This is a genomic window from Xanthobacter aminoxidans (assembly GCF_043193615.1).
GTDB lineage: Bacteria > Pseudomonadota > Alphaproteobacteria > Rhizobiales > Xanthobacteraceae > Xanthobacter > Xanthobacter aminoxidans.
Map to the genome: position 1 here is coordinate 300,635 of NZ_JBAFUS010000005.1, position 19,380 is coordinate 320,014.

The window sequence follows — 19,380 nt, forward strand, 5'->3', positions numbered from 1 at the left end:
GCCGATCACATCTGCGTGCGTGCGCGGATGGCGGCGGAGAGTGTTCCCTCGTCGAGATAATCGAGTTCGCCGCCCACGGGCACACCCTGGGCAAGGCGCGTGACACGAGCTCCGGTGTCGCGCAGCACATCGGTCAGGTAATGGGCGGTCGTCTGCCCGTCCACCGTGGCGCCCAGCGCCAGGATGACTTCCGTGACGTCCTGATCGTGCACGCGGGTGACGAGGCTCGCGATGTTGAGGTCGTCCGGCCCCACCCCGTCCAGCGGCGACAGCACGCCTCCCAGCACATGATAGCGAGCGTTGAGGACGCCGGCGCGCTCCAGCGCCCAGAGGTCGCCCACGTCAGCCACCACCACCAGCATGCGTGCGTCCCGTGTGGGATCGGTACAGACCGTGCAGGGGTCGGTCACGTCCACATTCCCGCAGGTGTGGCAAGTGACGATCTTGCTGATCGCGTCGCCCAGGGCGGTCGCCAGCGGCGCCATCAGCGCCTCGCGCTTCTTAATGAGATGCAGCGCCACCCGGCGCGCCGAACGCGGGCCGAGGCCGGGCAGCCGGGCCAGAAGCTGGATCAGACGCTCGATCTCGGGGCCGGCGACGGCGCGTGGCATGGCATCCTCGTCCCCATCTCGCGGGAGACCCTCGGGCGTTCGGCGCCGCTCCGGAGAACCGTGCCGAACCGCAGACCTGCAGCCGCCCCTTGGCCGGAGCGGACCCGCCCCACCTAACGCGGTTCGCCCCGCCGCGCCAGCGTAAACGGCAGGATGCCAAGCCCCGCGCTAGCGACAAGCTCAAGACCGCGGTTCGTTTCGCCAAAGCAGTCGGGGCAGGGGGCCGACGTGGGGGAAACCTCGGCCTCCATCGCAGCCGATAGTTGTACAAATCGACGCATGTACTTGTCGCGGACGCCGTAGAAGAACACGGCGTGGCGACCTCCCCCTAGTATCTCCCCGGCTATGGACGCACGGCCTTGAGCGCCGGCGAGCCGGGAACACTTCCAGGGTCCGTTGTTTTCATCTGTCGGCCCATCGATTCGCTGATCTGCCAAGGATCATCTCGTCGCGATGAACGCGCGACGGCGCCTCCTCGACAGCCGCAAACCCGCTCTATTGCTGGTTTTTGAAGAACTTTTGAGACCCGATTGTATTTATAAGACGAGGTGCTATAGATTAACCGTGAAACTTAGTCAGCCGATGCGGCGTCAGCCCCGGCGGAGCATGTGTCCGAGGCTCATTCTGAACCGGTCGCATTCCAGCCGCTTCCCGCATTGTCCGCGCGCCATAGCGAAGAACAGAAAGGGACTCCCGTGAGCGACTCCGCGTCCAATACTCCGTCGCCGAGCTTCATCGACTTCACTGCGGACATCGTCGCCGCGTATGTGAGCAACAACAGCGTCGCGGCCACCGAGCTTCCCGGTCTCATCGAGTCCGTCTATCGCGCCCTCGGCCAGCTCGGCACCCCGGCCGCGCCGCAGGTGGAAGAGCAGAAGCCGGCCGTCCCGCTGAAGAAGTCGGTGACGCCGGAATACATCATCTGCCTGGAAGACGGGAAGAAGTTCAAGTCTCTGAAGCGGCACCTGCGCACCAGCTACGGCATGACCCCCGAAGCTTACCGCGAGAAGTGGGGCCTGCCGAAGGATTATCCCATGGTCGCCCCGGCCTATGCTGCGGCCCGCTCCGAACTCGCCAAGAACATGGGCCTCGGCCAGACCCGCAAGAAGGCGCCCGTCGCCCCTGCGAAGAAGACCACCCGTCGCAAGGCTGCTGCCTGATTTTTTCAGATTTGGCTGCGTCCTCACAAGAAGACGCGGCCTGGATCTCAACGAAGCAAGGCCGGGCAGATGCCCGGCCTTTTTCTTTGTCCAATCCTGTAAACGTCAATCCAGACCGAGCTTGCGGCAGATCTCATCGAGCTGGTCGAGGCTCGCATAGCGGATGCGCAGTTCACCCGCCTCGCCCTTGCCCTCAAGACTGACGGCCAACCCCAGGGCATCGGCCAGCCGCTTCTCCAGCGCGCGGGTGTCCGCGCTCTTGCGCTCGGTGACAGGGGCGGGCGAACTGCGCCCCGTGACCGGGGCAGGGGGCGTCTTCGCCTTGGACAGGGCCTCCACATCGCGCACCGTAAGGCCCTTGGCGATGACCTCTCGGGCCACCTTCTCGGGATCGGAAACGGCGAGGAGGGCCCGCGCATGGCCGGCACTGAGCCGCCCCTCCGCCAGATGCCCCTTCACGGCTTCCGGCAACTTCAGCAGCCGCAGCGTGTTGGCGATGTGGCTGCGGCTCTTGCCGATGACCTTGGAAAGCTCGTTCTGGTTGTATTCGAACTCGTCCATCAGGGCTTCGTAGCCCTGCGCCTCTTCCACCGGATTGAGGTCGGCGCGCTGGACGTTCTCGATGATCGCGATTTCGAGCGCCTCGCGATCGCTGAGGTCCAGCACCACCACCGGCACCTCGTGCAGGCTCGCCCGCTGGGCCGCCCGCCAGCGGCGTTCGCCGGCGACGATCTCGAAGGCGTCCGATCCCTTCAGCGGCCGCACCACGATGGGCTGGATGATGCCCTTCTCGCGGATGGAGGCGGTGAGATCCTCCAGCCCCTCCTCCAGGAAGGCGCGGCGCGGGTTGCGCGGGTTCGCCTTCACCTGCTCGATGGGCACGCGGCGCGGGCCGCCACGCGTGCCCGAGCTGCGCGTCGGTGCCGCCTGCGGCTCCCCCATCTCGCCGATCAGCGCGGCAAGCCCCCGCCCCAGCCGGGAGCGCTGTTCATCCGCCATCTTCGTCCGGTCCCTCTGGTCTTCCCTCAGGCCGCTGCCGCTGCCCGTGCCGCCCGTTCGCGCTGGATCACCTCCGACGCGAGCCGCAAATAAGCCTGTGACCCCAAGCACTTGAGATCGTATAGCAGAACCGGCTTGCCGTAGGAGGGCGCTTCCGAGACGCGCACGTTCCGGGGAATGATGGTCTCATAGACCTTGTCACCCATGAACTGCCGCACGTCCTGCACCACCTGCTCCGACAGGTTGTTGCGCCCGTCATACATGGTCAGCACGATGCCGTGGATGGTGAGGCTGGGGTTCAGCCCCACCCGCACCTGCTCCACCGTCTTCATCAGCTGGGAGAGGCCTTCCAGCGCGAAGAACTCGCACTGCAACGGCACCACGATCGCGTCCGCCGCCGCCATGGCGTTGACGGTGAGGAGCGATAAGGACGGGGGGCAGTCCACCAGCACATAGGAAAAGCGCGGCGCCTCGGGATCGGCCGCGAGCGCCCGGAGTGCGTCCCGCAGGCGATAGGCGCGATCGCGTTCGGCGGCGATCTCCAGCTCCAGCCCGGACAGATCGAGGGTGGAGGGCGCCACATAAAGCTGCGGGACCCCGGTCGGCATCACCGTCTCGCGCATGGTGGCTTCGCCCACCAGCACGTCGTAGGTGGAGACGTTGCGGGAGCGGCGATCGATGCCGAGACCCGTGGAGGCGTTGCCCTGGGGGTCAAGGTCCACAACCAGCACGGTCTCACCGATGGCCGCCAGCGCGGTGCCGAGATTGATCGCTGTCGTGGTCTTGCCCACGCCGCCCTTCTGGTTGGCGAGCGCCAGCACGCGCGGCGCGCCGGCCGGCAGGGAAAGATCGGCTCCCGAGGAATAATCAGCCTGGCTCATGGCCCGTGGTCCCCTTGGATCTGGTTCCGCAGGGCGCGACCCCGCGGATGAGAACGTCCACCTGGCGGCGCCGGCCTTATCGGCGCGCCTTCCCGGCGGGGTGGCTATTTGCTGCTGCGCCTGGCGCTCCTCACGAGAAGAACCCGCGCCTCTCGGTCGCTGACGCTGGCGCGAAGATCGCAATCGAGTGTCCAGCCTTTGCGGGCTTCGGTCAATTCGCGTTCAGCGTCGCGGCCCTTGGGAAACACCCCGAGCGCACCGGCGGAGAGGAAGGGCTCCGCCAGCTCCAGAAGCTTGGGAAGAGGCGCCAGCGCACGCGCGGACACCACCTGCGTTTCCGGCGCAAGTGCCTGCGCGACCTGCTCGATTCGCTGGGCGTGGACCCGCACCGGCAACTCCGCCACCCGCGCCGCCTCCCGCAGGAAGGCGGACTTGCGGGTATCGCTCTCCACCAGATGGACATCCGCGCCCGGCCGCTCCGCCAGAACGGCGGCAACCACCAGACCGGGGAATCCGCCACCCGATCCCAGATCTACCCACCTGATCGCGTCCGCCGGAACATGGTTAATCAATTGCAACGAATCAGCGATGTGCCGGTTCCACACCTCCGGCACGGTCGCAGGGGCAACGAGATTGATGGTCTTCTGCCACTTGCGCAGCAGCTCGACGATGAGGTCGAGGCGGTGGAATGTTTCACGTGAAACCAGCCCCTCGACAGCAGCGCGCGCCGCGTCGTCGCCTCCCGCGCCAGCCCCCTTCATCGGCGCGCCTCCATCCCCGTGATCCACAGCCCGAACGAACCGATCATGCGGAGCGTCCGCCCGCCCGACGCGCATGGGTGGCGATGAGCGCAAGCGCGGCCGGGGTCATTCCCTCCATGCGCCCCGCCTGTCCCACGGTGCGCGGGCGCACCCGCTCCAGCTTCTGTTTCAGCTCGTTCGAGAGCCCCGGCAGATCGGCATAGGACAGCTCTTCCGGCAGCGCGAGCGCCTCGTCCTTCCGCAGCGTGTGGATGTCCGCGGCCTGCCGCTCCAGATAGACCGCATACTTCGCGTCGATCTCGACCTGCTCGGCGATTGTCGGCGGCAGCGCGGAGAGTTCCGGCCAGATCATCGCGAGCCGCGCCATGTCGATGTCGGGGTAAGCGAGAAGGTCGAATGCGCTTCGGCGCTGGCCGTCGCGGTTCAAGGCAAGGCCGTGTCGTGCGCCTTCCGTCGGCGTGAGGGACAGGTCGCGGGTGAGGGTGCGCGCCGCCTCCAGCGCGTGCGTGCGCGCCTCGAAATGCGCCAGCCGCTCGGCGCCGACCAGCCCCAGCGCAGCACCGCGGGCGGTCAGGCGCTGGTCGGCATTGTCGGCCCGCAGGGTCAGCCGATATTCGGCGCGGGAGGTGAACATGCGATAGGGCTCACTGACACCGCGCGTTACCAGGTCGTCCACCATCACGCCCAGATAGGCCTCGGCCCGGTCGAGCACGATGCCGTCCGACCCGCCGGCGCGCCGGGCCGCGTTAAGCCCGGCGAGCAGCCCCTGCGCGGCGGCCTCCTCATACCCCGTGGTGCCATTGATCTGGCCGGCGAGGAAGAGACCCGCCACGCGCTTCGTCTCCAGCGTCGGCGCAAGCTCGCGCGGGTCCACGTGATCGTACTCGATGGCATAGCCGGGGCGCAGCACCGCCACCTGCTCCAGACCGGGGATGGTGCGCAGGAAGGCGAGCTGCACATCGGCCGGCAGGGAGGTGGACAGGCCATTGGGATAGACGGTGGGATCGTCCAGCCCCTCCGGCTCCAGGAAGATCTGGTGGCCGTCGCGATCGCCGAAGCGGACGATCTTGTCCTCGATGGACGGGCAGTAGCGCGGTCCCGTGCTGCCGATGCGCCCGGAATACATGGCCGAGCGGGAGAGGTTCTGCCGGATCAGTTCGTGGGTCGCGTCGGTGGTGCGGGTGATGCCGCATTCCACTTGCGGATTGGGGAGGCGCGTGGTCAGCGCGGAGAAGGGCTCGGGCGGATCGTCGCCGGCCTGCATCTCCAGGCTCGCCCAATCGATGGTCCGGCCATCGAGCCGTGCCGGCGTGCCGGTCTTGAGGCGACCGAGCGCGAAGCCGAGACGCGACAGGGCAGGGGAGAGGCCGAGCGCCGGCTTTTCGTCCATGCGCCCGGCGGGGTAGCTGTCCTCGCCGAGATGGATCAAGCCGTTGAGGAAGGTGCCCGTGGTGAGCACCACCGCGCCGCAGACGAGCTCCCGCCCGTCCGCGAGCCGCAGCCCCGCCACGCGACCATCCTTCACGAGAAGGTCGTCGGCCTCGCCTTCCACCGCGTCCAGTCCCGGCTGTTCGGCCAGAGCCTGCTGCATGGCGCGGGCATAGAGCTTGCGGTCCGCCTGCGCGCGCGGCCCGCGCACGGCCGGGCCCTTGCGGCGATTCAGAACGCGAAACTGGATGCCGCCCTGGTCCGCGACCCGGCCCATCAATCCGTCCAGCGCATCGATCTCGCGCACCAGATGGCCCTTGCCCAGACCGCCGATGGCGGGGTTGCAGGACATGGCGCCGATGGTGGCCTGCGCGTGCGTGACGAGCGCCGTGCGCGCGCCGACCCGCGCAGCAGCGGCGGCGGCTTCACATCCGGCATGTCCGCCGCCCACGACGATGACATCGAAGGCGAGCGGGTGGGGCGTTCCGTTCATGGTGGTCCGGGACAGAGGGATATTGCCCCTCTGGAAACGCCCCTTCTTGGGCGCCGTCAAGGCTGGGCAGAATGTTTCACGTGAAACACGCCGGCCCGGCGCTCATTTGCCGATGCAGAAGGTGCTGAAGAGGCGATCAAGCACATCCTCCACATCCACCCGGCCGATGGTCTGGTCGAGCGCCCGCACCGCGAGGCGGACATCCTCGGCCCGCAGCTCCTCATGCGCGCCATGCCCATCCATGGCCCGCTCCAGATGGCGGGCCGCATCTTCCAGAGCGAGCCGCTGGCGCTCCCGCGTCACCAGTGCGGGCTCACGGCCGCACAGCGCCTCGGCCCGCGCCGCGATGGCCGCAACAACATCCTCGATCCCGTCTCCGGTGACGGTGGAGAGGCCGATGAAGCCGTGTGGCACAGGCCCGCCCTGGTCGATCTTCGTCCGCACGCATATGGCGGCGGCGAAGGCGGCGGGCGGCGGAGTCCCCTCGTCGCTGAGCCAGAGCACCGCATCCGCGACCTCCGCACGGGCGAGCGCCCGGCGCACGCCTTCGGCTTCCACGGCGTCCACCGTCTCGCGCAGGCCGGCCGTATCGAGCAGCGTCACCGCCTGGCCGGCGAGTTCCAGATGCACCTCCAGAACGTCGCGGGTCGTCCCGGCGATGGGGGAGACGATGGCGGCATCCCGCCCGGCGAGGCGGTTCAGCAGGGAGGATTTTCCCGCATTGGGCGGGCCGGCGATGGCCACCACAAGTCCATCCCGCACCCGCTCGCCCCGCGCCGCATCCGCCAGCGCGGCAAGCAATTCGCGATGGAGGCCGCCGATGAGGTCCAGCGCCGGCCGGGCCACATCCTCCGCCACATCCGCTTCGTCGGAAAAATCGATGCCCGCTTCCAGAAGGGCGAGGGCGGAAACCAGCCCCTCCCGCCAGCCCGTCACGCGGCGGGAGAGAGTGCCCGAGGCAAGCGCCATGGCCTGCCGGCGCTGGGCCTCGGTCTCCGCCGCGATGAGATCGGCGAGACCCTCCACCTCCGCGAGGTCCAGCTTGCCGTTGGCGTGGGCGCGCCGGGTGAATTCGCCGGCCTCGGCCGGACGAAGGCCGGGAAGCGAGGCGAGCGCACGCAGCACCGCCGCCACCACCGCGCGCCCGCCGTGGAGATGCAGCTCCACCACATCCTCCCCCGTGGCGCTCGCCGGCCCGGGGAAGAAGAGCACCAGTCCGCGATCCAGCTCCTCGCCCGTCGCGGGATGATGAAGGGCCGAATAGCGGGCCATGCGGGGCGGGGGCAGGGTGCCCGAGAGCGCCAGCGCCGCGACGCTGGCCTCCAGCCCGGAGAGGCGGAGCACGGCGACGCCGGCAGGCAGTCGGCCCGAAGACAAGGCGAAGATGGTGTCGCTGGCGGTTTCACCGGACATGGCCTGATCCTCCAGACGAGTGGCTGCGGATTTGCACGGCGTCCTGGACCAGATGCCCCGCACCCCGTTTCTTCGCCCGAACCTTTATCCTGCGATCACGTTGCCTTCAAAGCCGGCCAAAGCCGAAGGATTTCCGACATGAGCCTCAATCGCCTGTCCCGCGAGACGAGCCCCTATCTGCTCCAGCACAAGGACAACCCGGTGCATTGGTGGCCCTGGGGGGAGGCGGCGTTCGCCGAAGCGCGCGCCACCGGCAAGCCCATCCTCCTGTCGATCGGCTATGCGGCCTGCCACTGGTGCCATGTGATGGCCCACGAGAGCTTCGAGAATCCCGAGATCGCGGCGCTGATGAACGCGCTGTTCGTGAACATCAAGGTGGACCGGGAGGAGCGGCCGGACGTGGACCAGATCTACATGTCCGCGCTCCAGCAGCTGGGACAGAGCGGGGGATGGCCGCTCACCATGTTCCTCGACCCCGAAGGCCGGCCGTTCTGGGGCGGCACCTATTTTCCGCCCAAGGCGAGCTATGGCCGGCCCGGCTTCACCGAGGTGTTGCAGCAGGTCTCATCCGTCTTCTCCGAGAGCCCGGAGAAGGTGGAGAAGAACACGCAGGCGATCCTCGCCCGGCTGAAGAAGGCGGCCCAGCCGACGGAAGGCGTCGCCATCGGCATGGACGATCTCGACGATGCCGCCCGGCGCCTCGTGCCGCTGATCGATCCCGTGCATGGCGGCCTGAAGGGCGCACCGAAATTCCCCCAGTCAGGCCTGCTCGAACTGCTCTGGCGCGCCGGCAACCGCAACCGCGACGATGCCATGAAGGCGCTGGTCTCGCTCACGCTGAACCGCATGTGCGAGGGCGGCATATACGATCATCTCGGCGGCGGCTTCGCCCGCTATTCGGTGGACGAGATCTGGTTCGTCCCACACTTCGAGAAGATGCTCTACGACAACGCGCTGCTGTTGGAGCTGCTGGCGCTGGCCTATGCCGACACCGGCGACCGGCTCTTCCTCCAGCGCGCCCGCGAGACGGTGGGCTGGCTGAAGCGGGAGATGCTGGCCCGCTCCGGCGCCTTCACGGCGAGCCTCGATGCCGATTCGGAGGGGCACGAGGGGCGCTTCTATGTGTGGTCGCTGGTGGAGATCGAGGAGGTTCTCGGAGCGACGGACGCCGCCTTCTTCGCCCGCATCTACGACGTGACGAAGGCCGGCAACTGGGAGGAAGGAAACATCCTCAACCGCACCGATGCCGGGGTGGTCACGGCCGAGGATGAGGCGCGGCTCATGCCCCTGCGCGAAAAGCTGCTCGCGCGCCGGGCGGGGCGGGTGCGGCCGGGGCGGGACGACAAGGTGCTGGCCGACTGGAACGGGCTGATGATCGCCGCGCTCGCCCGCGCCGGTGCCTTCCTGGGCGAGGAGGAATGGATCGGTCTCGCGCGCACGGCCTTCGGCGCGGTGACGGCGCACATGGTGAAGGACGGCCGGCTCGCGCACTCCTGGTGCAGGGACAAGATGGTGACGCCGGGTCTTGCCTCCGACCTCGCGGCCATGGCCCGCGCCGGCATCGCGCTGGCCGAGGCGACGGGGGACAAGGCGCCCTTCCGGCTGGCGGCAACCTTCCTCGATGCGCTGGAAAAGCACCACCTGGACCCCGCGACGGGGACCTACTTCCTCACCGCGGACGACGGGGACAGCCTCATCGTTCGGCCCTCCGCGACCCATGACGAGGCGGTGCCGAACTACAATGCGGTCGCCGCCGATGCCCTCATCCGGCTTGCCGCCCTCACCGGCGATGACAGCCTGCGCCCGCGCGCCGACCGCATTCTCACCGGCCTGTCGGGCGCGGCCGCGCGCAACGTGCTCGCCCACGGCGCCACCCTGAACGCCATCGCCACGCGTCTCGGCCTCGCCGAGATCGTCACCACCGGTGCGAAAGGGGAGGCGCTGGCCCAGGCTGCGCTCAAGGTCCCGTTCCCGCTCCGGGTCGTGGTGCGCGCCGAAGGGGTGGCGGCGCCTGTCGGAAGCGTCACGGCAGCCCGGATCGCGTCCGCCCCTGAGGGGGGAGCGGCCTTCGTGTGCGTCGGAGAGCGCTGTTCACTGCCCGTGACCGAGCCGGACGGGGTAAAGGCGGCAGTGGCGGCGATTTTAGGCTGAAAGCCCCATTCCGAGGCGCCACCGGAAGACCCCACCCTCTAAAATCGCTTGGGAGAGTCACCAGCGGGTGGGGAAAACCGGATGACCAATGAGCCGGACCAAAGGCGATTTCGCCGCCAGCGACCCTCCTAATCGATCAACTTTTGATTGAAATTAGGTTGTAAAAATCATCTCTGGCTGCAGACGTCACCGACTCAGCTCGCCGTCTTCTCCGCCTCGGGCGTGTCGGCATATTTCAGCCAGATCGCCTTCTCACCCAGTGCCGCGACGAAGGCGGCATGAGCCTCCGATTCGGCCGCACTGATTCGCGCGGGTAGCGGAACGGGGCGGGGGTGTGCGGCGCGCGCCTCGACCACCAGGCGCGGCGCCTCGGTGCTTTCCTCCACGAGGCCGATGAGGGTCGCCTGCCGTCCGCCGAGCAGTTCGCTATAGACCTCCGCCAGAAGCTCGGCATCGAGAAGCGCGCCATGCTTCACCCGACGCGACGAATCGATGCCATAGCGGTTCATCAGGTCGTCGAGACGATTGCCGCCGCCGGGGTGCTTGCGGCGGGCCAGCGCCAGCGTGTCGATCACCCGGTCGCGGGCGATGGACGGGCGGCCGAGGCGCTCCAGCTCGGCATTCAGGAAGCCGATGTCGAACGCGGCGTTGTGGATGACCAAAGTATCTTCCTGGATGAACTCCAGGAATTCATCAGCAACCTGCGAGAAGATCGGCTTGTCGGACAGAAATTCCGCCGACAGGCCGTGCACGTTGAACGCCTCCTGCGGCATGTCCCGCTGGGGGTTGATATAGACGTGGAAGACGTTGCCGGTGAGGATGCGATTGACCATCTCGACGCAGCCGATTTCCACCAGCCGATCGCCGCCATAGGCTTCGAGGCCCGTGGTCTCGGTGTCGAGCACGATCTCGCGCATGGCTTCCCCTCACCCCTTCCGCCGACCCGGCCCCGACAAAGCGCGCACGATGCCGGCCACCTGATGCTCGGCAGCGGCAAAGCCGCGCCCGGTATCGATGACGAAATGGGCGCGGCGGCGCTTCTCGTCGTCCGGCATCTGCTTGGCGAGAATGGTCGCGAATTTCTCGTCCGTCATGCCCGCGCGGGCGAGCACGCGCTCGCGTTGCACAGCTTTCGACGCGCTGACCACAGCTACGGCATCCACCCGCCTGTCTCCGCCCGTCTCGAACAGGAGCGGGATGTCCAAAACGGCGAGACGCACTCCACTCTCCCGCGCCTTGGTGAGAAAAGCCGTCTCGGCTTCGCGCACCAAAGGATGGACGATGGCCTCCAGCCGCTTCATCGCCTCCGCGTCACCGAGCACTCGGGCGCCCAGAGCCGCACGATCAATGACACCGTCACGGGCCACGCCGGGAAAAGCCGCCTCGACCGGTGCCACCGCCCCACCCCGATAGAGCGCGTGGACCGAAGCATCGGCATCATGTACCGGCACGCCCAGCGCCCGGAACATCTGCGCGGTGGCCGACTTGCCCATGCCGATGGAGCCGGTGAGGCCGAGCACCCACATCTTTCAGGCCTCCAGCTGCCCCTTGGCGCGAAGGTCTTCCACCAGAACCGCCCGCAGCTCCGGCGTCACTTCGGGTGTCACGCCGAACCAGCGGCGGAAACCGGGTACGCCCTGGTGCAGCAGCATGCCCAACCCGTCGACGGTGCGGAAGCCAGCGGCGGAAGCGGCTTTCAGCAAAGGCGTCATGAGCGGCACATAGACAATGTCGCTCACCACCGCCTCGGGGCGCAGCCGACCAAGATCGAGCGTCAGCGGGTCCGATCCCTTCATGCCCAGCGACGTGCAGTTCACGAGGATATCCGCCTCGCCCATCACCTCGACGATGCGGTCGAAGGCGAGGGGGCGCACGCGCGGCCCGAAGAGGGATGCCACCGTCTCGGCCCGCTCCAGCGTGCGATTGGCGAGCACCACCCGGTCGAAGCCTCGGCCGACCAGCGCGTGGACCACCGCGCGTGAGGCACCACCAGCGCCAACCACCAGAGCGCAGTTGCGCGCCCCGTCCCAGCCCGGCGCGGAGGCGTCGAGATTGGCGATGAAGCCATAGCCGTCGGTGCTTGCTCCATGGAGCTTGCCACCCTCCAGCCAGAGGGTGTTGGCCGCACCCAAGGCGGCCGCGCTCTCGTCCGCCTCGTCGAGGACGGAGAAGGCGATCTCCTTGTTGGGCAACGTGACGTTGCAGCCGGCATAGCCGCGCACGGCAAGGCTCCGGTAGAAATCCGCCGCCGTCTCCGGCGGCACCTCCTCGCGCTCGTAAGCGCCGTCAATGCCATAGGCCTTCAGCCAATAGCCGTGCAGCAGCGGCGAGCGGGAATAGGTGACGGGCTGGCCGGTGACACAGGCCCGAAGCGTCATGGCAGCAGCCCCTGCTCGCGGAAGAAGGGCAGAAGCTGCAACAGCGGCAGGCCGAGAATGGTGAAGTGATCTCCATCCACCCGGGTGAAGAGATGCACCCCCACCGATTCCAGCTGATAAGCGCCAACCGAGGTCAGAACCCGGGGACCGGCCGCCGCAAAATAGGCGCTCAAGGTCTCTTCGGTGAGCGGGCGCATGGTGAGAAAAGCGCTCACCACCGTATCGAACAGCACCTCCCCGTCGCACGCCACCGCGACCGCCGAATGCAGCGCATGGGTCTGGCCGGCAAGTTCCAGCAGTTGCTTGCGGGCAGCCTCGACCGAGACCGGCTTGTGGTAGATTTTCGGCCCCAGCGCCAAGGTCTGGTCGGCACCCAGCACGAGCCGCCCCGGCGCGGCCTTCGATCCCGACAACGCTTTCGCCCGTGCGAGCAGAAGGGCGATGCCGGCCGGATCCATTTCACCGGCGGCGTCCTGGAGGGCGCGTTCGTCCACTTCGGCAGCCACGGTTTCCACGGGCAAGCCCGCGTGCACGAGAAGGGTCAACCGGGTCGCGCTTTTGGACGCGAGCACGAGCGGCTGTTCGCCACGCCACACGATCGTCTCTCCTCTGTTGCGCTGCCGTCAAAAAATGACGCACTGCGCTGATCTCACGCCTGCGTCCGCGATGCAAACCAAAGCGCAGCCCGATCGGACGCCACGCCTCAGCTTCGGCGGCCTCAGGTTTCAGCGATGGAGCGGCGCCGGTGATCGCTGTAGAGGCTGAGGATGTTGGCCGCAGTTTCCTCGATGGAGCGACGCGTGACATCGATCAGCGGCCATCCGTTGCGCGCGCACAAGCGGCGGGAGAAGGCCAGCTCCTCGGAAACCGCCTCGCGATCCGTATAGGTCGATGATCCCGTCTCCACGGCATTGAGCCCCAGCAACCGGTTCTGGCGGATCTCGACGATGCGTTCCGGGCTGGCGACGAGGCCCACCACCAGCGGCTTCTTCAGCTTCTCGATGTTCGGCGGCAGCGGGACGTTGGGCACGAGGGGGATATTCGCCGCCTTGATCCCCCGATTGGCAAGATAGATGGAGGTCGGCGTCTTGGAGGTGCGCGAGACGCCAAGCAGCACCACATCGGCATGCTCGAGGTCTTCGGTGAGATGCCCGTCGTCATGCATGACGGTGAAGTTGAGCGCGTCGATGCGCTTGAAATAGCTGGCATCCAGCGCGTGCTGGCCACCCACGCGCGGCGTCGGCTCGCCGCCGAGATAGGACTGGAACAGCCGGACCACGGGCGCCATCACCGAGAGATGCGGCAGGCCCAGCTCTTCGCAGCGCGAGCGCAGGCGGCTGCGGATGTCCTTGTCCACCAGAGTGAATAGGACGATGCCGGGATTGGACTCCACCTCGATCAGCACCCGCTCCAGCTGCTTCATGGAACGAACCAGCGGGTAGACGTGTTCGATGGGCAGCACATTCGCATATTGCGCGCTGGCCGCCCGGCCAACGTTGATCAGGGTTTCGCCCGTGGCGTCCGACACGAGGTGGAGGTGGAAATAGGCCTCGCCAGGCTTCGACTGAGTCACTTTGTCCACCGCTCCTGTGGAAGGCTGTTGAGGAAGGCACGCGTTCTGGCCCCTTGCAAGGGCGGCCTCTGGATAAGTCCGAAATCCATCCACACGATCACCCTGCGGGAGAGATTCCCATCCCGCCCTGTGCGTCGATGTGGACGGGTTTCCTCGGGGGGTGCGTTAATCCTTTGTTAACCTGCCTTTCGCCGGCTTCGCATCCGCGGCAAGTCGCGTGTCGGCTATGGGTTCCGCTGTGGATCGGTTGTCGACGAGCCGGCAACTGGTTAATCAACCGTTAAGACAACAAAGACTCTCTCTTTTAAAAATATCTCTCTTTGATTGAAGGAACGGGATGGACCGCTCTCCAGCCACGCGATCGCGCTTCCTTTCGGTTCTCGACGGCACGATCCAGGATCCGCCTCCGCTCTGGATGATGCGCCAAGCCGGACGCTATCTGCCGGAGTACCGTGCTGTGCGGGCGAAGGCGGGCGACTTCCTGACCCTGTGCTACACGCCGCGCCTCGCCGCCGAGGTGACGCTCCAGCCCATTCGTCGCTACGGCTTCGATGCGGCCATCATCTTCTCGGACATCCTCGTCATCCCCCATGCGCTCGGCACGGGATTGCGCTTCGAGGCCGGTGAAGGTCCGCGCCTGACGCCGGTCGCGGATCGCGCCGCGCTGTCGGCGCTGTCGGATACGCTCGATCCGGCCAAGGTGGGGCCGGTCTATGAGGCCATCGCCGACGTGCGGGCCCAGCTTCCCACTGAGACGGCGCTGATCGGCTTCTGCGGCGCGCCATGGACCGTGGCCACCTACATGGTGGCGGGGCAGGGCACGGACGATCAGGCGCCGGCGCGCCTCCTCGCCTTGCGCGAGCCGGAACTGTTCCAGGAGCTGATCGACCGGCTGGTGGAAGCCTCCATCATCCATCTGTCCGGGCAGGTGGAAGCCGGCGCCGACGCGGTGCAGATCTTCGACACCTGGGCGGGCGTGCTCGACCCGGCCTCTTTCGAGCGCTGGTGCGCCGAACCCCTGCGCCGCATCGTCGCGGGGCTCAAGGCGAAGCATCCCTATGTCCGGATCATTGCCTTTCCGAAGGGGGCGACTCTTGAGGCGCTGGAGGCGCTCGCCGACGTGGGCATCGACGGCATTGGTCTCGACTGGTCCGCCGATCGCCGTGCGGCACGCCAGCGTCTGTCCGACGACGTGGCGCTCCAGGGCAATCTCGATCCGCTGCGGCTGATCGCCGGTGGTGCCGCGCTGGAGGAGGAGGTGGAGCGCATCCGCGCCGATTTCGACGGGGTGCGCCACATCTTCAACCTCGGCCACGGCATCCGCCCGGAGACGCCGCTGGAGCATGTGGAAAAGTTCGTCGAACTGGTGCGCCGCGCTCGCTGAACGGGACAGATAAGGCTTTTGTTTCAATGCTCTATGAGTGGATCAAGGCGCTGCATATCATCGCCGTCATCGCGTGGATGGCGGGGATGCTCTATCTGCCGCGCCTCATGGTCTACCACTGCGCCGCCGAGATCGGCTCGGTGCAGTCGGAGACCTTCAAGGTCATGGAGCGCCGGCTGCTCAAGGCCATCATCAACCCGGCGATGATCGTCACCTGGCTCGCCGGCCTGTGGCTGGTGTACGAGGGCGGCTGGTACAAGGCGGGCTGGTTTCACGCCAAGTTCGCGCTGGTACTGGCCATGTCCGCCATGCACGGTTTCCTGGTGCGCTGGGTGCGCGAATTCGCCGAGGACAGGAACACCCGGCCGGCGCGCTTCTACCGCATCGCCAACGAGGTCCCGACGCTGCTGATGATTGCCATCGTCATTCTGGTGGTGGTCAAACCGTTTTGATCCGACCCACGCCTTTAGGGGGACTTGCGCACCCCTGAAGGCACGCCTATCTTGCGCGTGCTTTCCCAAACGCAGGCGAACGCGCTTCCTTTCGGTCCGGCATCCGCTCGTGGCGTCGTCTTGAAGACGCTGTCCTGGTGGAGCCGTCTTGGTCCGGCCGGCGCGTCAGGCGGCGAGCTGCGTGCCCCCGGCTCCCCCTGAAGACCTGCGATCCCGTCCTTCCCCCCACGAGCCGACCCCGATCCTGACCGATCGGCCCCCGGCCCCCCAATACCCATCGAGGCTTTCCCTTATGCGGGAAGTGAAACTTCAAGACCTCAAGTCCAAGACCCCCGTCGAGCTCCTCGCCTTCGCCGAGGAGAATGAGGTGGAAAACGCCAGCACGCTCCGCAAGCAGGAGCTGATGTTCGCGATCCTCAAGCAGCTGGCTGCCACCGAGACGGAGATCATCGGCGAGGGTGTCGTCGAGGTGCTGCAGGATGGATTTGCCTTCCTGCGCTCTCCCGAGGCCAATTATCTGCCCGGTCCGGACGACATCTACGTCTCCCCCTCCCAGATCCGCCGCTTCGGCTTGCGCACCGGCGACACGGTTGAGGGGCAGATCCGGAGCCCCAAGGAGGGCGAACGGTATTTCGCGCTGCTCAAGGTCAACACGATCAATTTCGAGGACCCTGAGAAGTCGCGGCACAAGATCAATTTCGACAATCTGACGCCGCTCTATCCCGACGAGCGGCTGAAGCTTGAGCACGATGAGCCGACCGGCAGCAAGAAAGACTTCTCGCCGCGCATCATCGACATCGTGGCGCCCATCGGCAAAGGCCAGCGTGGCCTGATCGTGGCGCCGCCCCGTACCGGCAAGACGGTGCTCCTGCAGAACATCGCCAAGTCCATCACCGCCAACCATCCGGAATGCTTCCTGATCGTGCTGCTCATCGACGAGCGGCCCGAGGAAGTGACCGACATGCAGCGCTCGGTGAAGGGCGAGGTGGTCTCCTCCACCTTCGACGAGCCGGCCGTGCGCCACGTGCAGGTGGCCGAGATGGTCATCGAGAAGGCCAAGCGCTTGGTCGAGCATGGCCGCGACGTGGTGATCCTCCTGGATTCCATCACCCGCCTCGGCCGCGCCTACAACACCGTGGTGCCGTCCTCCGGCAAGGTGCTGACCGGCGGCGTGGACGCCAACGCCCTCCAGCGGCCCAAGCGCTTCTTCGGCGCGGCGCGCAACATCGAGGAAGGTGGCTCCCTCACCATCATCGCGACCGCCCTGATCGAGACCGGCTCGCGCATGGACGAGGTGATCTTCGAAGAGTTCAAGGGCACCGGCAATTCGGAAGTCATCCTGGACCGCAAGGTCTCCGACAAGCGCGTGTTCCCGGCCATCGACATCACCCGGTCCGGCACCCGCAAGGAAGAGCTGCTGGTTCCCGCCGACACGCTCAAGAAGATGTACGTCCTGCGCCGCATCCTGAATCCGATGGGCACCGTGGACGCCATCGAGTTCCTGCTCGACAAGCTGCGGCAGACGAAGACCAACCAGGACTTCTTCGACTCCATGAATACCTGAGCGGAATAGCTGAGCGCTCGTTCACGAGCGTTCATTCCCTCAAAAGGGGCCGGGTCAGCCCGGCCCTGTCCCCACGGAACAAATGGCCAACCGAAACCGGCGTGTGATTCGCGCGCCTTTCGTTCCGCCCCTGTTCGGTGAAGCTGGAGCGGGGCGTGTCAATTCGGGACGATCCCGGATAGCTCCCTTCCCGTTTCGCGGCGTCCTCCCTATCTTGAGAGAAACCGGCGGGTTTTCCCCGCACCGTTTCTTTTGAGGATTGGCCATGTTCATCCAGACGGAAACCACGCCGAACCCGGCGACCCTGAAGTTCCTGCCCGGCCGTTCGGTGCTGGGCGAGGGCGTTCTCGATCTGCGTTCGGCCGAGGATGCCGATCTCTCCCCGCTCGCCCAGCGCCTGTTCGACGTGCGCGGCGTGTCGGCGGTGATGCTCGGCTCGGACTTCGTGACCGTGACCAAGGCCGACAGCGAGTGGCCGCAGATCAAGCCGGCCATTCTCGGCGCCATCATGGAGCACTTCATGTCCGGCGCCCCGGTCCTGTCCGAGGGCGTGAAGCCGGATGTCAGCGACGGCGATGAGTTCTTCGACGCCAAGGACGGCGAGATCGTCGCCACCATCAAGGAGCTGCTGGAGACCCGCGTGCGCCCGGCGGTCGCCAATGACGGCGGCGATATCACCTTCCGCGGCTTCGAGAATGGTGTGGTGTTCCTCAACATGAAGGGCTCCTGCTCGGGCTGCCCCTCCTCGACGGCCACGCTCAAGAACGGCATCGAGAACCTGTTGAAGCATTTTGTGCCGGAAGTGGCGGAAGTCCGGGCTGTCTGACGACGCGGACCCGGTTTGACGGTATTCGGGAACGGTCCCATTAACCTTTCCCGAAAGTGAGCGTGCCGGGTCGCTTCCCCCCGCCACGGTTTCGGTTGATCGTGGCGGCGATCGGGGTGCCCGCGTTCATGTATGTCCTCGCCATAGACACGGCGCTTGCCGCCTGCTCCGCCGCGGTGCTCGACACCGAGACGGACAGCATCGTCTCGGGCGATTCGCTGCTCATGGAGCGGGGACATGCGGAGACGCTGATCCCTCTGGTGGAGCAGGTGATGAGCTCCGCCGGCATCGATTTCGAGCATCTCGCCCGCATTGCCGTCACGGTGGGTCCCGGCAGCTTCACCGGCCTTCGGGTGGGCCTGTCCGCCGCCCGCGGCTTCGGCCTCACCTCCAATCGGCCGGTGGTGGGCGTGACGACGCTGGCCGCCCTCGCCGCACCCTATCTTGCCCATGACGATGCCGTGCCGGTGGTGTCCGCCATTGATGCCCGCCACGGCCATGTGTTCCTCCAGATGTTTGGTGTCGGCGGACGCACGTTGATCGCCCCGCGCATCACCAGCGTGCGGGAGGCGGCGCGCTCCGTGGCCATCGGTGCGGTGCGGATCGTTGGCTCCGGGGCCAATCTCGTGGCCGATGCCTGGCCGCCGTCTGAAAAACTGCCGGAGCTGGTCGACGATACGCCGGCCCCCGACGTGGCATGGGTCGCCCGTCTCGGTTCCGTCGCTGATCCCGAAGCGGCCGAGCCGCGCCCGCTCTACCTGCGGCCCCCAGATGCCAAGCCGCAGGACAAGGCCCGCATCGCCCGCCGATGAAACGCCTGTTCGACCGTCTGTTCCCGCCCCGCCCGCCACTGCTGCGGGCCGCGACGGCGGCGGATATCCCCCATCTTGCCGCCATCCACGCCCGCGCCTTCGCGCGTGGCTGGGACGCCGACGAGTTCGAGCGGCTGCTTGCCGACCGCGCCGTGCGCGCCCATGTGGCGACGCTTGGACCCCGCAAGCCGCCGGTGGGCTTCGTCCTGTCCCACTGCGTGACGCCCGAATCGGAAATCCTGACCGTCGCCGTCGTCACCGACCGCCGCCGCCGGGGCGTTGGCCGGGCGCTGGTCTCCTTCCACCTGGCCCGGCTCGCCGCGGAAGGCGTCTCCACCTCTTTCCTGGAGGTGGAGGAAGGCAATGCCGCCGCCCGCACGCTTTATGCGCGCCTTGGCTATGGCGAGGTGGGCCGGCGCAGGGGCTATTATGCGGGCGGCGCCGATGCGCTGCTGCTGCGCCGCGACTTTTGAGCTTCGGCAAATGAGTGGTGG

The 19,380-nt window shown here is 67.1% G+C and carries 19 protein-coding genes; 8 read left to right on the forward strand and 11 right to left on the reverse strand.

All coding sequences use genetic code 11. From position 1 onward, the window contains the following. Nucleotides 1-5: 5 nt before the first annotated feature. Nucleotides 6-611 (reverse strand): recombination mediator RecR, encoded by a 606-nt coding sequence (gene recR / locus V5F74_RS21885; protein WP_029556322.1) that lies wholly within the window; start codon nt 609-611, stop codon nt 6-8. A gap of 695 nt (nt 612-1,306) precedes the next feature. Here recR and V5F74_RS21890 point away from each other — a divergent pair. Further along, nucleotides 1,307-1,771, forward strand: coding sequence for a MucR family transcriptional regulator (locus V5F74_RS21890; protein WP_024281441.1), 465 nt, complete (start codon nt 1,307-1,309; stop codon nt 1,769-1,771). Between the two features lie 105 nt (nt 1,772-1,876). Here V5F74_RS21890 and V5F74_RS21895 read toward each other — a convergent pair whose 3' ends face one another. The 5 genes from V5F74_RS21895 to mnmE all read right to left on the reverse strand — a co-directional run bounded on the left by V5F74_RS21895 (nt 1,877) and on the right by mnmE (nt 7,746). Next, complete coding sequence (locus V5F74_RS21895; RefSeq protein WP_250165491.1) at nt 1,877-2,770, reverse strand: ParB/RepB/Spo0J family partition protein; 894 nt, start codon at nt 2,768-2,770, stop codon at nt 1,877-1,879. A 26-nt stretch (nt 2,771-2,796) separates the two neighbouring features. Then, nucleotides 2,797-3,651: a ParA family protein gene (locus V5F74_RS21900; protein ID WP_024281439.1), complete on the reverse strand. Its 855-nt coding sequence runs from the start codon at nt 3,649-3,651 to the stop codon at nt 2,797-2,799. A gap of 104 nt (nt 3,652-3,755) precedes the next feature. After that, complete coding sequence (rsmG, locus tag V5F74_RS21905) at nt 3,756-4,412, reverse strand: 16S rRNA (guanine(527)-N(7))-methyltransferase RsmG (RefSeq protein WP_394009970.1); 657 nt, start codon at nt 4,410-4,412, stop codon at nt 3,756-3,758. Between the two features lie 43 nt (nt 4,413-4,455). Next, on the reverse strand, nt 4,456-6,333 hold the full coding sequence (gene mnmG, locus V5F74_RS21910; RefSeq protein ID WP_394009971.1) for a tRNA uridine-5-carboxymethylaminomethyl(34) synthesis enzyme MnmG: 1,878 nt from the start codon (nt 6,331-6,333) through the stop codon (nt 4,456-4,458). Between the two features lie 102 nt (nt 6,334-6,435). Continuing rightward, nucleotides 6,436-7,746, reverse strand: a complete 1,311-nt coding sequence (gene mnmE, locus V5F74_RS21915; RefSeq protein ID WP_394009972.1) for a tRNA uridine-5-carboxymethylaminomethyl(34) synthesis GTPase MnmE — start codon at nt 7,744-7,746, stop codon at nt 6,436-6,438. Nucleotides 7,747-7,884: 138 nt separating this feature from the next. Here mnmE and V5F74_RS21920 point away from each other — a divergent pair, with 138 nt between their 5' ends. Further along, nucleotides 7,885-9,897, forward strand: coding sequence for a thioredoxin domain-containing protein (locus V5F74_RS21920; protein WP_394009973.1), 2,013 nt, complete (start codon nt 7,885-7,887; stop codon nt 9,895-9,897). A gap of 194 nt (nt 9,898-10,091) precedes the next feature. Here the strand turns inward: V5F74_RS21920 and dnaQ are convergent, their stop codons facing one another. The 5 genes from dnaQ to V5F74_RS21945 all read right to left on the reverse strand — a co-directional run bounded on the left by dnaQ (nt 10,092) and on the right by V5F74_RS21945 (nt 13,848). Then, nucleotides 10,092-10,814 (reverse strand): DNA polymerase III subunit epsilon, encoded by a 723-nt coding sequence (gene dnaQ / locus V5F74_RS21925; RefSeq protein WP_029556329.1) that lies wholly within the window; start codon nt 10,812-10,814, stop codon nt 10,092-10,094. 9 nt (nt 10,815-10,823) lie between these two features. Continuing rightward, nucleotides 10,824-11,423 (reverse strand): dephospho-CoA kinase, encoded by a 600-nt coding sequence (gene coaE / locus V5F74_RS21930; protein ID WP_394009974.1) that lies wholly within the window; start codon nt 11,421-11,423, stop codon nt 10,824-10,826. Nucleotides 11,424-11,426: 3 nt separating this feature from the next. Further along, nucleotides 11,427-12,275, reverse strand: coding sequence for a shikimate dehydrogenase (locus V5F74_RS21935; protein WP_394009975.1), 849 nt, complete (start codon nt 12,273-12,275; stop codon nt 11,427-11,429). After that, entirely contained in the window at nt 12,272-12,871 is a 600-nt protein-coding gene (locus V5F74_RS21940) for a Maf family protein (RefSeq protein WP_250165498.1), read from the reverse strand. The genes V5F74_RS21935 and V5F74_RS21940 overlap by 4 nt, the downstream gene beginning before the upstream one ends. 122 nt (nt 12,872-12,993) lie before the next feature. After that, entirely contained in the window at nt 12,994-13,848 is an 855-nt protein-coding gene (locus tag V5F74_RS21945) for a pyruvate, water dikinase regulatory protein (protein ID WP_250165499.1), read from the reverse strand. Between the two features lie 337 nt (nt 13,849-14,185). On the opposite strand from V5F74_RS21945, the gene hemE reads away from it, so the two are divergent. The 6 genes from hemE to V5F74_RS21975 all read left to right on the forward strand — a co-directional run bounded on the left by hemE (nt 14,186) and on the right by V5F74_RS21975 (nt 19,359). Next, on the forward strand, nt 14,186-15,232 hold the full coding sequence (hemE, locus tag V5F74_RS21950) for a uroporphyrinogen decarboxylase (protein WP_394009976.1): 1,047 nt from the start codon (nt 14,186-14,188) through the stop codon (nt 15,230-15,232). Nucleotides 15,233-15,258: 26 nt separating this feature from the next. Next, nucleotides 15,259-15,684 (forward strand): protoporphyrinogen oxidase HemJ, encoded by a 426-nt coding sequence (gene hemJ / locus V5F74_RS21955; protein WP_374254840.1) that lies wholly within the window; start codon nt 15,259-15,261, stop codon nt 15,682-15,684. Between the two features lie 292 nt (nt 15,685-15,976). Next, complete coding sequence (gene rho, locus V5F74_RS21960; RefSeq protein WP_024281427.1) at nt 15,977-17,248, forward strand: transcription termination factor Rho; 1,272 nt, start codon at nt 15,977-15,979, stop codon at nt 17,246-17,248. Between the two features lie 265 nt (nt 17,249-17,513). After that, on the forward strand, nt 17,514-18,074 hold the full coding sequence (locus V5F74_RS21965; RefSeq protein ID WP_024281426.1) for a NifU family protein: 561 nt from the start codon (nt 17,514-17,516) through the stop codon (nt 18,072-18,074). Nucleotides 18,075-18,202: 128 nt separating this feature from the next. Next, the gene (tsaB, locus tag V5F74_RS21970) at nt 18,203-18,886 is read left to right on the forward strand and encodes a tRNA (adenosine(37)-N6)-threonylcarbamoyltransferase complex dimerization subunit type 1 TsaB (protein WP_024281425.1); all 684 of its coding nucleotides are present in this window, start codon (nt 18,203-18,205) and stop codon (nt 18,884-18,886) included. Beyond that, complete coding sequence (locus V5F74_RS21975) at nt 18,883-19,359, forward strand: GNAT family N-acetyltransferase (protein ID WP_394009977.1); 477 nt, start codon at nt 18,883-18,885, stop codon at nt 19,357-19,359. Before tsaB ends, V5F74_RS21975 begins: the two co-directional genes overlap by 4 nt. Nucleotides 19,360-19,380: the final 21 nt, after the last annotated feature.

What these genes read in the sequence shown, in the direction of transcription:
- recR (WP_029556322.1), bottom strand. Translation starts at nt 611, where the DNA reads ATGCCACGCGCCGTCGCCGGCCCCGAGATCGAGCGTCTGATCCAGCTT.
- V5F74_RS21895 (WP_250165491.1), bottom strand. Translation starts at nt 2,770, where the DNA reads ATGGCGGATGAACAGCGCTCCCGGCTGGGGCGGGGGCTTGCCGCGCTG.
- V5F74_RS21900 (WP_024281439.1), bottom strand. Translation starts at nt 3,651, where the DNA reads ATGAGCCAGGCTGATTATTCCTCGGGAGCCGATCTTTCCCTGCCGGCC.
- rsmG (WP_394009970.1), bottom strand. Translation starts at nt 4,412, where the DNA reads ATGAAGGGGGCTGGCGCGGGAGGCGACGACGCGGCGCGCGCTGCTGTC.
- mnmG (WP_394009971.1), bottom strand. Translation starts at nt 6,333, where the DNA reads ATGAACGGAACGCCCCACCCGCTCGCCTTCGATGTCATCGTCGTGGGC.
- mnmE (WP_394009972.1), bottom strand. Translation starts at nt 7,746, where the DNA reads ATGTCCGGTGAAACCGCCAGCGACACCATCTTCGCCTTGTCTTCGGGC.
- V5F74_RS21920 (WP_394009973.1), top strand. Translation starts at nt 7,885, where the DNA reads ATGAGCCTCAATCGCCTGTCCCGCGAGACGAGCCCCTATCTGCTCCAG.
- dnaQ (WP_029556329.1), bottom strand. Translation starts at nt 10,814, where the DNA reads ATGCGCGAGATCGTGCTCGACACCGAGACCACGGGCCTCGAAGCCTAT.
- coaE (WP_394009974.1), bottom strand. Translation starts at nt 11,423, where the DNA reads ATGTGGGTGCTCGGCCTCACCGGCTCCATCGGCATGGGCAAGTCGGCC.
- V5F74_RS21935 (WP_394009975.1), bottom strand. Translation starts at nt 12,275, where the DNA reads ATGACGCTTCGGGCCTGTGTCACCGGCCAGCCCGTCACCTATTCCCGC.
- hemE (WP_394009976.1), top strand. Translation starts at nt 14,186, where the DNA reads ATGGACCGCTCTCCAGCCACGCGATCGCGCTTCCTTTCGGTTCTCGAC.
- hemJ (WP_374254840.1), top strand. Translation starts at nt 15,259, where the DNA reads ATGCTCTATGAGTGGATCAAGGCGCTGCATATCATCGCCGTCATCGCG.
- rho (WP_024281427.1), top strand. Translation starts at nt 15,977, where the DNA reads ATGCGGGAAGTGAAACTTCAAGACCTCAAGTCCAAGACCCCCGTCGAG.
- V5F74_RS21965 (WP_024281426.1), top strand. Translation starts at nt 17,514, where the DNA reads ATGTTCATCCAGACGGAAACCACGCCGAACCCGGCGACCCTGAAGTTC.
- tsaB (WP_024281425.1), top strand. Translation starts at nt 18,203, where the DNA reads ATGTATGTCCTCGCCATAGACACGGCGCTTGCCGCCTGCTCCGCCGCG.
- V5F74_RS21975 (WP_394009977.1), top strand. Translation starts at nt 18,883, where the DNA reads ATGAAACGCCTGTTCGACCGTCTGTTCCCGCCCCGCCCGCCACTGCTG.